The sequence below is a fragment of the Alkalinema sp. FACHB-956 genome, from assembly GCF_014697025.1.
Classification (GTDB): domain Bacteria; phylum Cyanobacteriota; class Cyanobacteriia; order Leptolyngbyales; family Leptolyngbyaceae; genus Alkalinema.
The window spans coordinates 1-12681 of the sequence record NZ_JACJRC010000001.1; the positions used below are offsets into that span (position 1 = coordinate 1).

The 12681-nt window shown below is 48.6% G+C and carries 15 protein-coding genes; 6 read left to right on the top strand and 9 right to left on the bottom strand.

Annotated elements, in window-relative coordinates; translation table 11 throughout:
• The first annotated feature begins 427 nt into the window (after positions 1-427).
• The 4 genes from H6G21_RS00005 (at position 428) to crtC (ending at position 4676) form a co-directional block, all read left to right on the top strand.
• Entirely contained in the window at positions 428-1585 is a 1158-nt protein-coding gene (locus H6G21_RS00005) for a glycosyltransferase family 4 protein (RefSeq protein WP_190569225.1), read from the top strand.
• A 355-nt stretch (positions 1586-1940) separates the two neighbouring features.
• Positions 1941-2594 carry a PTPA-CTERM sorting domain-containing protein gene (locus H6G21_RS00010; protein WP_190569227.1) on the top strand — a complete coding sequence of 218 codons (654 nt, stop codon included), beginning with the start codon at positions 1941-1943 and terminating at the stop codon, positions 2592-2594.
• Between the two features lie 255 nt (positions 2595-2849).
• A complete protein-coding gene (locus H6G21_RS00015; RefSeq protein WP_190569229.1) occupies positions 2850-3464 on the top strand; it encodes an HpsJ family protein in 615 nt (204 codons plus the stop codon).
• 291 nt (positions 3465-3755) lie between these two features.
• Positions 3756-4676 carry a cyanoexosortase C gene (crtC, locus tag H6G21_RS00020; protein WP_190569231.1) on the top strand — a complete coding sequence of 307 codons (921 nt, stop codon included), beginning with the start codon at positions 3756-3758 and terminating at the stop codon, positions 4674-4676.
• Positions 4677-4724: 48 nt separating this feature from the next.
• Here the strand turns inward: crtC and H6G21_RS00025 are convergent, their stop codons facing one another.
• The 8 genes from H6G21_RS00025 to H6G21_RS00060 all read right to left on the bottom strand — a co-directional run bounded on the left by H6G21_RS00025 (position 4725) and on the right by H6G21_RS00060 (position 10993).
• Complete coding sequence (locus tag H6G21_RS00025; RefSeq protein WP_190569233.1) at positions 4725-5912, bottom strand: alpha/beta hydrolase; 1188 nt, start codon at positions 5910-5912, stop codon at positions 4725-4727.
• A 3-nt stretch (positions 5913-5915) separates the two neighbouring features.
• Positions 5916-6875, bottom strand: coding sequence for a DMT family transporter (locus tag H6G21_RS00030; RefSeq protein ID WP_190569235.1), 960 nt, complete (start codon positions 6873-6875; stop codon positions 5916-5918).
• On the bottom strand, positions 6872-7405 hold the full coding sequence (locus H6G21_RS00035) for a protein tyrosine phosphatase family protein (protein WP_190569238.1): 534 nt from the start codon (positions 7403-7405) through the stop codon (positions 6872-6874). The genes H6G21_RS00030 and H6G21_RS00035 overlap by 4 nt, the downstream gene beginning before the upstream one ends.
• A gap of 37 nt (positions 7406-7442) precedes the next feature.
• Positions 7443-7733, bottom strand: a complete 291-nt coding sequence (locus H6G21_RS00040) for a putative quinol monooxygenase (protein WP_190569239.1) — start codon at positions 7731-7733, stop codon at positions 7443-7445.
• Positions 7734-7792: 59 nt separating this feature from the next.
• Positions 7793-8404 carry a methylthioribulose 1-phosphate dehydratase gene (mtnB, locus tag H6G21_RS00045; RefSeq protein WP_190569241.1) on the bottom strand — a complete coding sequence of 204 codons (612 nt, stop codon included), beginning with the start codon at positions 8402-8404 and terminating at the stop codon, positions 7793-7795.
• 78 nt (positions 8405-8482) lie between these two features.
• Entirely contained in the window at positions 8483-9172 is a 690-nt protein-coding gene (locus H6G21_RS00050; RefSeq protein ID WP_190569243.1) for an HAD-IB family phosphatase, read from the bottom strand.
• A 57-nt stretch (positions 9173-9229) separates the two neighbouring features.
• Positions 9230-10408, bottom strand: coding sequence for a RuBisCO large subunit C-terminal-like domain-containing protein (locus H6G21_RS00055; protein WP_190569245.1), 1179 nt, complete (start codon positions 10406-10408; stop codon positions 9230-9232).
• Between the two features lie 30 nt (positions 10409-10438).
• Positions 10439-10993, bottom strand: coding sequence for a cupin domain-containing protein (locus tag H6G21_RS00060; protein WP_190569247.1), 555 nt, complete (start codon positions 10991-10993; stop codon positions 10439-10441).
• Between the two features lie 146 nt (positions 10994-11139).
• Between H6G21_RS00060 and H6G21_RS00065 the strand changes: the two genes are divergently transcribed.
• Complete coding sequence (locus H6G21_RS00065; RefSeq protein ID WP_190569249.1) at positions 11140-11463, top strand: nucleotidyltransferase domain-containing protein; 324 nt, start codon at positions 11140-11142, stop codon at positions 11461-11463.
• A 97-nt stretch (positions 11464-11560) separates the two neighbouring features.
• Here the strand turns inward: H6G21_RS00065 and H6G21_RS00070 are convergent, their stop codons facing one another.
• A complete protein-coding gene (locus H6G21_RS00070) occupies positions 11561-12412 on the bottom strand; it encodes a DNA adenine methylase (protein ID WP_190569251.1) in 852 nt (283 codons plus the stop codon).
• A 47-nt stretch (positions 12413-12459) separates the two neighbouring features.
• Here H6G21_RS00070 and H6G21_RS00075 point away from each other — a divergent pair, with 47 nt between their 5' ends.
• A complete protein-coding gene (locus tag H6G21_RS00075) occupies positions 12460-12663 on the top strand; it encodes a DUF751 family protein (RefSeq protein WP_190569253.1) in 204 nt (67 codons plus the stop codon).
• Positions 12664-12681: the final 18 nt, after the last annotated feature.

Below are 12681 nucleotides of genomic sequence, written 5' to 3' on the forward strand. Positions count from 1 at the left end.
ACAATGAGTTTGATTAACTGAAGCATTGGTTAGATCGATCTCTTTTGATCTATGAGCTAGCTGAGCTCACGTTACACTTAGAGCTTAACTTTCATTAGATCTTGTCCAAACACTTGGGTCCACCGCACACCTCCCTCCGGATTTACCCCTAGAGCGATCGTAAAGAGTAACGTACCTTCGATCGTATTCTCCCCTACCGCCCCAATCCCCCTTACTAAGGGGGATTGGGGCCAGAGTTAAGCACTCAGTGATTGTCTCTCGCAGTTCAAGTTATTGCCGGAACCTACAATTGGGTTTGAACCTTATTCCTAGAGCGAGAGAGTTTGGGGTGACTGGGGTGAGTGTAGTTTGAGTTATGTCAGTCAACCAGGCTGATTCGGTATGAAGAGATCGATCGTCCCTTCTATCTTTCGCAATCCAGGTTTCCATGAACATTCTCTTTCTCGATCAGAGTGGCAAACTGGGCGGAGCAGAACTCTCCCTACTAGATGTCGCCGCCACTTTTCGTCACCATTGTTTAGTCGGACTCTTCGCCGATGGCAACTTTCGCTCAGCGCTCGAAGACCGTCAAATTCCGGTACAAATTCTCACCCAGCAAGCGGTCAAAGTCAGTAAAGAAACTGGACTGATTAGCGGTTTAACCAGTTTAGGCACACTTCTACCCTTAGTTGTCAAAACGGCAAACTTAGCAAAACAGTACGATCTCATTTACGCCAATACGCAAAAAGCTTTCGTTGTCGGGGCGATCGCCACCTTCCTCAGTCGTCGCCCCCTGGTGTATCACTTAAGGGATATTCTATCCCCTGAGCATTTCAGTCAAACTAATCTACGAGTTGTCGTCACGTTGGCCAATCACTGTGCTGCTTTAGTCATTGCGAATTCCCAAGCAACACGAGATGCCTTTGTTCAAGCAGGAGGCCGAGCTGATTTAGTCCAGGTTATTTACAATGGCTTTGATGCCGATCGCTACGCTCAATTAGCCCAATTGGGACGAGATCGTGCTGAACCTTGGAAACAGGAAATTGGTCTGGAAAATCATTTTGTTGTGGGACACTTCAGCCGTCTGTCTCCTTGGAAAGGTCAGCATATTTTGATCGAAGCGATCGCCCATTGTCCTAAAGAAATTGCAGCGGTTCTGGTGGGTGATGCTTTGTTTGGTGAAACTGAATATGTCCAGCAACTCCATCACCAGGTTGAGCAATTGGGATTGCACGATCGAGTCAAATTTCTTGGGTTTCAATCTGAGATTCCTCAGTTAATGGCAAGCTGTGACTTAGTGGCCCATACTTCGACAGCTCCGGAACCGTTTGGACGAGTCATCATCGAAGCAATGCTCTGTGGGACTCCAATTGTGGCAGCAGCAGCTGGCGGAGCAATGGAATTAGTCAATCCAGAAACAACAGGCTGGTTGACATCTCCAGGAGATGAGATCGCCCTGGCTCATGTCATTCAAACTGCCTACAAGTCTCCTACAGTCATGGAGAGTCTTGCCAAAGCAGCCCTAGAAACTGCAAAACAGCAGTTTAGCTTAGAGGAAGTCATTGAGAAAATTGACCAATCCCTAAAAAGCCTGTTATCAACGTGATGATCTGAATGAATTTTATTTATTTGAAATAAAATATGAAAATCTACCGAATCCCTCTGAGCAAATAGCTTACTTCTGTAAAGTCTCCATAAAGCCCAGCCCAAAAACTAGCCAGTCTCCGTATTCTTGCATAAGATAGATTGAGACAAGAAAATCCTTCCTGCAAGAAATAGGAAGTTTGTCAATCTTCTATCAGGTTTCTTTCCATCTACCTCAGGTGTCACTACCCATCAGACTCATCAATCTTCGCTTGATCTAGGTCATGTCATTTCCAGGCAAGGTTGAAGTAAGTCACTAGTTGTGATATTGCAACGTGATTTGGCAAGTAAACACACTCATTTTAGGTAGATCAAGTATGAATCTCAAAACGATGGCTGCCAAAGTTGCGCTGGCGAGCGTCATTGTATCTGGTGTGATGGCAACCGTGCAGTCTCCGGCTCAAGCACTCAGCATTTCCTTCAAGCCAACTGGAACTTCTGTAGATGGTGACACAGCAAAAGATATTGTTACTTCTGTTGGTAGCATCTTAAATGTGGATATCTTCTTGGAAACATTCGGTGTTGCCGAAGATGACAAAATCACGAAGCTTGGCTTTGATATTGGTTTTGACAATACTGAGTTAGGGTTTTCGAGCTTTACCAAGACTGGCATTTTTAGTGGTTTGTCTGTTACTGGTCCTACTGCCGGTTCTTTACTGCCCGGAGAGACCAATCAGATTTTGCGTATTGCTTTAACAGGTGGTTCAGTGAATCCTGATCAGGCTGGACTCAAACTGGGGACTGCTCAATTTTCAGTACTGCCTGGATTAGTTAATAATGGCAAGAACGACCTTGCAACTCGTTTTTTCAACGTGTTTGATGACGATAATGAGCCTTTGATCAGTATTGCATCCGCACAAATTCAACGTGCAGAAGTGCAACCTATTCCTACGCCTGCTCTTCTTCCCGGCATTGCAGTCATGGGTGCCACTATGCTGCGGCGTCGTAAGCATGTAGCTGAGTCGGTATAACCTTCTATAAAGGACTTGGGGATTGTTCTAAAAATACCCTTACTCTTTATACCAGCTTAATGCACATATTTTTTTTGGAAATCAGGGCATCTCCTTCAGGATTTACACTGAGATCCTATGAAAGAAGGAATATGCTTCCATACGTCTCAATTCGCACACAACTGATTATTCGGTGAATTGGCTTGATTGAATGCCATCGCTTGAATAGAAACAAAATACGATTCTCCACTCACTGTAAATACTGAGAATACTACTATGGCATCTTCATCTTTATCTACTCCAAATAGCTACACAAACTCCAGTTCTGGAACTCTCTATGCCCGTGGAATCTGTCGCATTATTGGTGTTGCTTGTATTATTGGTTTTCTGCTTGATGTCATCGTTCTCAGTTTTCCACCTAACTTCGGAGAACTAGCTTGGCGAATGGGATTCATGCAACAAATCAGCGATCGATCCATCATTCTTCTATTTGGCTTTGGCTTAATGATGGCTTCTGCTCTTGATACCCGTGGGTTGCGCAAACAAATTGCAACGGCCTGCCTCATTTTGGGTATTATCCTTCCCCTTTCCAGTGTTTTGGTTATTCGAGATGCAGTAACCTTTCAGACCATTGCTGTTAACAACATTAGTACTCAGCTAGAACAAGCTAATAAACGCCTCCAAGAAGTCCAGCCTGGAGCAGATCCTAAAATTAAAGTCACCCAAGAGCAACTTCAACAAGTTGCCCAGCAATTAACGAAAAGTGCTGAAACAGCGCAACAAAATGCCAAAACTGCGTCGATTAAAACGGGTCTCTCTGGTGTTGGTAACTTACTAGTAGTTGGTCTTGCAATGATTGGTGTAGGTCGTTATGGAATGCGACGTAGCTAGTTTGGTTGACAGATAAGCTTCTAGAGAGATATGTCCAGGGAAGGTATCCAGATCGCCACCTTCCCTAGTACTAATCTACATATGAAATATAATGCAGGAGCAGAGGGCTGAAATTCCTTCTTTCTCCGCAAGTCTATACACATCACTGGAGTCTGAACTTCTATAACTTAATATTATATTACCTAAATTCTTGTCACCTATCATTAACCTGAGTTAAATGGGCCTCCAAGAAATTTTTAGAACAAGTCGTAACGTTATTTTGAATGATTTTGTGGAGATTAGAATACTTTTATGAGATTAGAAACAGTAAGTAATCTTGTAACTCAAGCATTACAACAGGGACTGAAAACAAACCACCGTCGTTACATAACTTTTGCCAGTTTGATTGCACTTTGTTATCTGCCAACCTGGATAACAGTTTTATTACAAGGAATTATTAAAGGGCAATCAGACGCCATCATTAATATAGGACTTCTTGTCTTGGGTGTACAAAATATTTTGAAAAAGCGTTCCACTCTTAACAAATTATGTGCTGCCCCTGACGATCGTTGGTTAGGCTATACCACAATACTCTGCGGAATCTTGGCGTTTCTCTTTTTCCATGGAATTCAACGCTCAGTCTCTCTACAAGCTTTAGCCGTTATGGTGATATTGATTGGTATTGTTTGGAGTGAATGGGGCTTAGAGTTTTTTGTACGTTTTCTCAAACCAATTTTACTGTTTTTAATAGGTATCTACCCCAGTCTAGAATTCATTGCAATTCGTATTTGTCGCTTTTTTACATCTGAGGATATGCTAGAGCGCATAATGGCATGGGCTGGAAGTATTGGCCTCCATCTGATTGGCTTTAAAGCTAATGCCCAAGCCGCCTATGTTACTTTGCCTGAAGGATCTGTTTGGGTTGGACCTGGTTGTAGTGGATTCAGTATGGCTTTTGTATTAGTGGGGAGCGCATTTTTGCTAGGACAGTTCATGAAGCTCAGTTGGAAAAAAACAGGAGTACTGATTTTCCTGGGATGGGCACTTTCTATGTTTGCTAATGTTCCGAGAATTATGCTGCTAGCGATCGCATCGGTGTACTGGGGGAAAGACTCTTTTGAGTTTTGGCATGGGCCGATCGGCGGACAGATTTTTGCGGGCATCCTGTTTACGATTTACTACTACTTAGCCATGTGGATTATCGATCGGAAACCCAAGGTCAAGACGAACTAAATTCAGTGCAACGTACCATGGGTTTTGTGAGCCTTAGGAATGCAATACTTACGAATGCAATAGTTTTGCTAAAAAACGTTCTAAATGATAGAGCGCAAGCTGATTGCTAACCCCATTAAAAACCGCATCAAAGGCATGATCGGCCCAGGGAATTTCTAGAAAGAGACTGGTGGATTGATGGGCCAGTAATTTCTGATGCAATGCCTGACCAAACCGAGATTGCACAACGTGGTCTTTACCACCGTAAATCAGAAAGGTAGGGATTTGCGATCGTGTGACCCATTGTAACGGTGATGCTTGGCGATAGCGATCGGGGAATTGCTCAGGATTACCACCGAGAAACTTCTCCAACACATCACGGCTATTAATCGGATCGGGTGTGGGAACGTCATAGTAACCCGCAGTGAGATCAACGGGACTATAATAGGCGACAACAGCCCGCAGGTCGATCGGTGCAGGCTGATAGGCGGTCACAAGTGCCAGTTGCGCACCAGCGGATTGGCCTAAAATCGCGACGCGATCGAGATTCGTTTCGTAAGTTTGGGCATGGGTTTTAAGATATTCCAACGCCGTATGCACATCTGTCAGTTGACTGGGAAAAGGGTGTTGAGGCGCATGGCGGTAGTCGATCGCCCAAATCACATAGCCCTGTTGCGCCAAATACCGACCGAGTTTTTCCATGTTTTTCGGCTGTCCCCGTTGCCATGCGCCTCCGTAAACCATGACAATGCCGGGGTAATAGCCCGTTTTTTCGGGTTGATAGATATTCAACCGTAAAGGCACGCGATCGATTACGCTAAACACAAGGTCATGGACTTCACGGGTTCGCGGTTGGGATAATCCTAGAAAAGCTTCACGAAACCGGAACGGCATTGTTCTGAAATACTGTTTCTGTTGGGGATTGGGAGAAACCGAGGCGGGATGGCTGAACGTTTGGCGGAAATCTTGCGAAATTTTGGCATGGGCGATCGGGAGTTGAATTAGCGGCCACAGTGCCAGGAGAATCCCTAGGAGGTTGGCGGCGATCGTTACTTTAAACAGTCCATTGCCCCGATGGGTGCCCAGGGTGATGGCTGCTAGACCCCAATTGATTAACAACAACCAAGGGCTGACTTCCGGTGCTCCCACACTCAGCGGCAACAGCGCAAAGGTCGGAGCCGGAATGAAAATCCAGAGCCCTAGGAAAAGACCGATCGTGCTGACTCCTAACAGGAGCCCAAATAATAAACTCACCATGGATCATCCTCCCGAATTACTGGGCCGCTGGGTTGGTTGGGTTGGCGGAGTCTGAGTTCGCGGGGCTTGATTCGTTAAAATGACTCCAGCAATCACCAAACAACCGCCGATCACTAACGAAGGTTGTAAGGATTCCCGCAGAAATACAATCCCCATCATCACCGCAGACACGGGTACTAAATTTGTGAAAATCGCAGTACGGCTGGCTCCGATCGTTTGAATGCCTCGGGAATACCAAATGAATGCAATGACCGTTCCCAAAATGCCCATATAGGTAATGCTAAGGGCAGCAATTGAGGTAATTCTGGGTAATGTGGAGAATAAATTTTCTGTCAATGCAATAGGGAATAGTGATAAGGCCCCAATTACGCAGCTATAGGTTGTAACCACTAACGGGGAAGTGGTTCGTAAAACCTGTTTGCCCAGCAGGGTATAGGTCACCCAACTCGTGACACAGCCTAGGAGGAGCCAGTCCCCCAATCCAATGCCTGTATGCAATAGATTGAGAGGATTCCCCTGGGCAATGACGATCGCGACTCCCAGCAGGGAAATTAACGTACCCAATATTTTGGATTTAGACAGTGGCTCGCGGTAAAAGACTGCTGACCCCAAGGACACCGCGATCGGGTTAAAGGCCACAATTAAGGAAGCACGGCTGGCGGGTAGTAACTTCAGTCCACCGAGAAAAAAGGCATTGTAGGCAAAAATTCCAGCTAAGCCCATTAAAGTCACCCCAACCCATTGCGATCGATTCAGCCGGGGTAAGTTACCGAGCTGTAGCCAGCAAAGTAGGAGTAATAGGATCGCTGCGATCGCAAAGCGCAGAAACGCGACGGAAAAGACGCCAACACTTTGCACTGCGATGCGTCCAGCAATAAAGGTTCCGCCCCAAATCAGCGTTGTCAGTACCAGTTGCACATAGATGGTGGCCGATCGCTGAGGCGTAGAAGATTCTACACTCATGGGCAATCCTGGATTTTGGCTCCGTTCTGCGTGGCTGACGGATCAGATACGGGAACTCCTGTGACTTCGGGGGTAGGGGGGTAACGGTCTAACACCTGCTGAATAAACGCTGTCCAGATTTCATTCGGTTGCCAAATCCGTTGGAGATCCTGTTTAGCCGTTTCATCACTTTCCTGTTGGTGAATCCGTCGCCAGAGATAAACAAACACCGATACCCGCTTGTTGGCTGCACAGTGAATAAAGAGTTTCCGATCGGGGCGACGTTTCAGAATCTGACAGAAAAATTCAAAATCCATCAGCGTTGGTTTGTCCCACACGACGGGAATATGGAAATATTCCAACCGGGCGGATTGGGCGATCGCGGCTTCGTTGAGTAGGGCATGGTCTGAACTGCTCAAAGCTAAGTTAATCACCGTTTGATAGCCTGCGGCTCTGATGGCTGCAAACTGAAATGCATTCGGTTGTCCGGCAGTTCCAATTCGATCGGAAATCCGCAGAAAGTTGGCAATTTCCTCAACACGATCGCCCATGACTTACCCTACTCTAACCCTACTGTAATCGTTCATCCTATCCTAAACGTTGATAGCGCCGAATATCCGGCATCGCGGCCACAATGCCGTCTAACTGCGCCATTGCGGCCTGTAAATGGGGCGTTTGCAAATGGGCCTCTAGGGCCGCTTCCGACTCCCACTCTTCAATAAAGGTAAAGTCTGTGGGATCCTGGAGATTTTGATGCAGCTCGTATTGGATACACCCCGATTCCTGACGGGTCGGTTCCAGAATACTGAGGGTGAGGGCTTTTAAGGCATCAATTTGGTCAGGTTTCGCAATCACATGGGCAACGACACGAATCGTCATAGCGTTAGCTCCCGAAATTTATCATTCAATTAATCATCATCCCCGTATACGCTGGAGAACTACTGCCGGATCTGTCGCTCCAGCACCATATACCGGAAAATGTATTCCACTAATTCAATAGCATTGCGAGCCCCTTCTGTGGAATGAGCCCACACCGTAACGCCATGGTTGCGAATCAGTAACGCGGGGATTTGCGGCGGTTGTTGGGAGAAGCGATCGCGGATTTCTGCTGCAATTTTGGGGACATCCAAATGGTTGACAAACAGGGGCATCGCACATTGGGGATTTTCTTCCCACAGCCCCAATCCCTTAATCATTTCCAAGGGGGGCAAGGGCAATGCATCTGCTGTTGTGAAATTGGACACCAAATTCGCCTCTACGGAATGGACATGGTAGCAGGCTTTTGCTTCGGGGAATAGGTCATAAATGGCCTCGTGAATCGAGGTTTCCGCAGAGGGTTTATCCGTGGGCCGACTGCCTTCCCATTCGCCACCGGGTTTCATGTGGATGAAGTCATGGATGATGAGCTCACCTTTGGATTTACCGCTAGCCGTGACCCAAAAACTACCATCCTCCATGCGGGCCGATAGATTCCCCGCCGTGCCCCACATCCAGCCCCGATCGTGGAAGTATTTCGCAGCGCTGATTAAATCATTCCGTAGATCTGTCATTCTCCATTCCCTGACATAATAGTTCCCGATCCCGTTGCCCCTAAATTAACTCAGATAATCCTAGGGATGAATCATTTATTATTTCTCCCAGCGTTGGGCTAAGTAATCGCGAATCTCAAAGAAATCATTCCAGGGAATGTAGGCTTTACCCTGCTCATCTAGGTACTGCGCTAGCCGATCGCGGGCGAATACCACTGGAGCCGCTAAGGCCATATTTAAATCCGTAATCGAATCCCCGATCGCGATCGCTTCCTGGCAGGGATACTGGGCCATGACGTTCACCTTGGCCACCAGTTCCGTCCCATCTTCGTAGGTGGGAATGACGCGGCAATAGTCCTGGGACACATCCAAATCCACCGCGTGAATGCCCGCCATCCGGGGCTGGAGATCGCCCAAAACGGTCTCTACCATCCCCCGCACCCCGCCGGAAATGACGACAAAGGGGACTTGGTGACGATCGAGGAAATCCAAAAATTCCGGCAATCCAGGGCGCATGGTTTTACTGCGGGAAAATTCCAAAATCTCGGGATATTGACTGGCAGGAATGGACTCCAACAGCCGCCGCACGCCCTCCCGCAGGGTTAGCCGCCGCGCATACATTTCCGGCATCAATTCCGCAGAGAGCTGGGGGGTAAAGGCTTTGAGCAACGCCACGAAGGTTTCTTCAGCGGTAATCGTTCCGTCAAAATCTGAAAAGACGACTCGTTGATGTTGAGCCGTGGGGGCGTACGATCGGTCTAATGCTTGGGGGGTCGTCTCGGTGATCATGGTGGCTATGGATGCGATGGTGGGTATCGTTGCTGGGAATGATTATTATGAGTTCGGCTAAGTCCCCCATTTCTCCAACGCTGTTCGTAACGCACTGGGAGAAACTTGTGAAATATCGAAGGGATAGCCAGGAGTTGCCTGTTGCAACGCTTCAAAAAATGCCTGCACGCCAGCCCCCGCGCCCTGGGGGTGATCCATAATCCCAGTTCCCGCGTTCAGAATCACGTCTTGACCGTAATCCGCCAGTGCCTTAGGGACAATGCCGGGATGAATACCTGCGGAAGGCACGGGAAAGACATTGCGCGATCGCAGGGCATCTCGAATGGCAGCTTCCTCCTGGGCGGCAAAGGGCAAGTTGCCATAGTGGGCGGGATAGAGCACGGCATCGGCTCCGGCCTGGGACGCCAACGTTCCCAACACGACGGAATAGGCGAGGCCATGATCCGGTGCACCACACATCGCCCCCGCAAAGGCTGGATGCATAAAAATGGGGACATTAACCTCTGGATCGATCGCCAGCGCTTCCAAGACAGAAAAGCCATAGGTCAGGACGTTGAGCAGCAAGGCATTCGCTCCCGCAGCCACTAGCCGACGGGCGTTATCGAGCAGATTCGCCGCTCTGCCCGTGACGTTGACGGCATAGAGCAGTTCTTTGCCCGTGTTGGCTTTGACCGCATCGATTTCCCGGCGACAGGCTTGGAGGCGCTCCAGGGTGGGAGCCACCTCCAAGTTCCCGAGAATTTCATCGTCCTTAATCACGTCCAATCCCGCGATCGCGACTTCTCGTAAAATTTGAGCATGATCCTCAGCGGTCAGTCCGAGGGCGGGTTTGAAAATCGCCATGACTAGAGGTCGATCGTGCACTTGAACCCGATCGCGAATACCGGAAATTCCAAAGCGACAATGCTGACCGTAGGTTTCTGGCAACCGGACGGCCATTACTTTTGCAGCTCCGGCCATGGAATATTTACCGAAGATCATTGTCAGTAAACTGGCAATATCTCCTTCGGTATTGGCAACAGGAAAGCGAACGGTGGCGATGCTGGAACCGTCATCGTTCCGTTGTGTGGCCACGACCTCCGCCAGAAACGACTGGAAGGCTTGTTCTCGGTGGGCAAAGCGGGCATCCCAGGTGCCGACCGTTTGCCCGATCGCGATCACCTTGGCCTGTTTTTCCGGGTCAACGCCTGCGGGAAAACGATAATCGACTTCGATCGACTGTGCTGAAATTACCATGCTGAAATTACCATTGCTGTCTAAACCGGCCTACACTGCCGTCAACCGAGGTAAACGGATTGGGGTTTCGGTGTATTCGGGAACCCAGCCAGCGGTTCCTGCAAAGTAGCGCACGGCCTTAATCCGACGGCTGGGGGTGAGATAGAACCAGTGTTCGGTTCCGGCGGGGACGTTGATGTATTCTTCTGCTTGTACGGTCAGTTCCACCTGGGAGCGATCGGGCAGCACAAAGCCAAAGACCCCTTCGCCATCAACGATGTAGCGCACTTCGTCGTCGGCATGGGTGTGGACTTTTTCAAATTTTGCCAGTAGGGTTTCTAGGTTCGGCACATCGGGATGCAGCACGATCAAATCCCGCGAGGTGTAGCCTTGATTCTCTTTCAGCGTATTAAAGTAGTGATCGAGCCCTTGCAGAACCTGGTCCTTTTGCTCATCGTTTAAACTAGCGCAGGCTAGGAGTTCCTGCACTTGGGGATCGGTGCCCGTGGTCCAGTGGTTGAGTTGGATGTTGAGGGGGGCGAGGATTTGCCCGATCGCTGCTAAATCCGTCAGTTCTGTGCCGTTTTCCAACCGCAAAGTTGCCATAAATCATGCTCCCAAATTGACCCGAAGTTCATTATAAGACACGGGTTTCCGGGTAGAGGGGTTTCCGGGTAGACTGAGGTGGAGTTCGGTGGTGGAATTCGGTGGTGGAGTTCGGTTGACGCCCGACAGTAATGCAACATCCAGTAATGCAACATCCTAAGTTACCTGAAATTCTTGCCCGTCTCCGACAGTACCTAGAGACGCTCTACGGCGATCGCCTTGCTCAGGTGATTCTCTATGGTTCACAAGCGCGATCGGAGGCCACTCCAGAATCCGATATTGATATCCTGGTGGCTTTGAAAGGAACGGTCGATTTTGCTTTGGAAGTGCAACGGACGAATGATTTTATTGCGGATCTCTGCCTGGAAAGCGAAACGCTTGTTTCTGTTACCCTCGCATCCCTAGAGCAAGTCGAATCCGCCCAAGCCCCATTCTTTCGGAACTTACGGCGGGAAGGCATTCCAGTATGACCAAAGAACAGCAAGCGCTATCGCGGCTAACTTTGCCTAGGTGCGCCCAGACACCCCGATCGATTTAAATTGCAGAAAGCTGCCCAACCCAAGCCAACTAATAGGACGTAATCAGGAGTTCGGTGATTTTGCCGCGCTTGCTGCCGTTGGAATTGATATGACGGGATGCGTAAATCGTGTGAATGTTGTAGCCTGCATAAAGCTCACGAATGAACTCACAGTCCGAATTCGATAGCATCACCTTCACCCCCCGATCGCACAACTTGGCAAAAACATCCCGCAGCCGAGTTTGCTCCGCTTCCAAAAACGAATAACGATTGTAGGAAGTAAATTTGCTGGTGGAACTGATGGGATGGTAGGGCGGGTCAAAGTAGACAAAATCCTTAGACGACTTGGCATACTTCAACACCTCTTCAAACCCCACGGGTTCAATGCGTGTCGCCTTCAAGGATTCCGAACAAGCCCGCAGCAGATCGGGATCGTAAATGCTGGGATTCTTGTATTTCCCCATCGGCACATTGAAATGGCCCTTGGAATTTTCCCGGTACAACCCATTAAAACAGGTCTTGTTGAGATACAAAATCCGAGCCGCCCGCTCCAGGTTGTTGCCCGTCCAAAACCATTCGTCATTGACCATCACCTGCGATCGCACATGATAGTAATGATCTTCGCAGTGGCGATCGTGGTGTTCGCGCAGGAGATCGATCACGTCATGCACCTCGTCGCGGATGCAACGGTAGACGTTAATCACCTCAAGGTTAATGTCCGCCAGGAAGCTCTTTTTGGGACGCAAATGGAAAAAGACGGCACCTCCCCCCAAAAACGGCTCGTAGTACGTCCGGTAGTCTTTGGGGAAGAACGATTCATACTGCGGGAGCAGTTGACTTTTCCCACCAGCCCATTTGAGGAAGGGGCGGGGAACGGCAGTGGGTCGAACTTGGGTCAGCATTCGTCTATCATAAAAGGAATTTGCAGGATTGGAACGAATTTATTACCATGCAAGACCTTTGGACAACAATCTCTAAATATCCCCGTTTTTTAATTGGCGTGATCCTGGGTGTGTTTTTGAACCTACTCGCGCCGCTTGGCCCTCTGTTTAAGCGTCCCGTCACCGCGATCGCCTTGATCGGTGTCATGTTAGGAATTGTGGGCTTTTTTATATTTACCTTGCAAGGGATGCTGGGTCTGAATCCGGTCTAAGCTAGAATCTAGCCAGGG

What these genes read in the sequence shown, in the direction of transcription:
- crtC (WP_190569231.1), top strand. Translation starts at nt 3,756, where the DNA reads ATGAGATTAGAAACAGTAAGTAATCTTGTAACTCAAGCATTACAACAG.
- H6G21_RS00065 (WP_190569249.1), top strand. Translation starts at nt 11,140, where the DNA reads ATGCAACATCCTAAGTTACCTGAAATTCTTGCCCGTCTCCGACAGTAC.
- H6G21_RS00025 (WP_190569233.1), bottom strand. Translation starts at nt 5,912, where the DNA reads ATGGTGAGTTTATTATTTGGGCTCCTGTTAGGAGTCAGCACGATCGGT.
- H6G21_RS00040 (WP_190569239.1), bottom strand. Translation starts at nt 7,733, where the DNA reads ATGACGATTCGTGTCGTTGCCCATGTGATTGCGAAACCTGACCAAATT.
- H6G21_RS00005 (WP_190569225.1), top strand. Translation starts at nt 428, where the DNA reads ATGAACATTCTCTTTCTCGATCAGAGTGGCAAACTGGGCGGAGCAGAA.
- H6G21_RS00075 (WP_190569253.1), top strand. Translation starts at nt 12,460, where the DNA reads ATGCAAGACCTTTGGACAACAATCTCTAAATATCCCCGTTTTTTAATT.
- H6G21_RS00050 (WP_190569243.1), bottom strand. Translation starts at nt 9,172, where the DNA reads ATGATCACCGAGACGACCCCCCAAGCATTAGACCGATCGTACGCCCCC.
- H6G21_RS00060 (WP_190569247.1), bottom strand. Translation starts at nt 10,993, where the DNA reads ATGGCAACTTTGCGGTTGGAAAACGGCACAGAACTGACGGATTTAGCA.
- H6G21_RS00035 (WP_190569238.1), bottom strand. Translation starts at nt 7,405, where the DNA reads ATGGGCGATCGTGTTGAGGAAATTGCCAACTTTCTGCGGATTTCCGAT.
- H6G21_RS00010 (WP_190569227.1), top strand. Translation starts at nt 1,941, where the DNA reads ATGAATCTCAAAACGATGGCTGCCAAAGTTGCGCTGGCGAGCGTCATT.
- H6G21_RS00030 (WP_190569235.1), bottom strand. Translation starts at nt 6,875, where the DNA reads ATGAGTGTAGAATCTTCTACGCCTCAGCGATCGGCCACCATCTATGTG.
- H6G21_RS00015 (WP_190569229.1), top strand. Translation starts at nt 2,850, where the DNA reads ATGGCATCTTCATCTTTATCTACTCCAAATAGCTACACAAACTCCAGT.
- mtnB (WP_190569241.1), bottom strand. Translation starts at nt 8,404, where the DNA reads ATGACAGATCTACGGAATGATTTAATCAGCGCTGCGAAATACTTCCAC.
- H6G21_RS00055 (WP_190569245.1), bottom strand. Translation starts at nt 10,408, where the DNA reads ATGGTAATTTCAGCACAGTCGATCGAAGTCGATTATCGTTTTCCCGCA.
- H6G21_RS00070 (WP_190569251.1), bottom strand. Translation starts at nt 12,412, where the DNA reads ATGCTGACCCAAGTTCGACCCACTGCCGTTCCCCGCCCCTTCCTCAAA.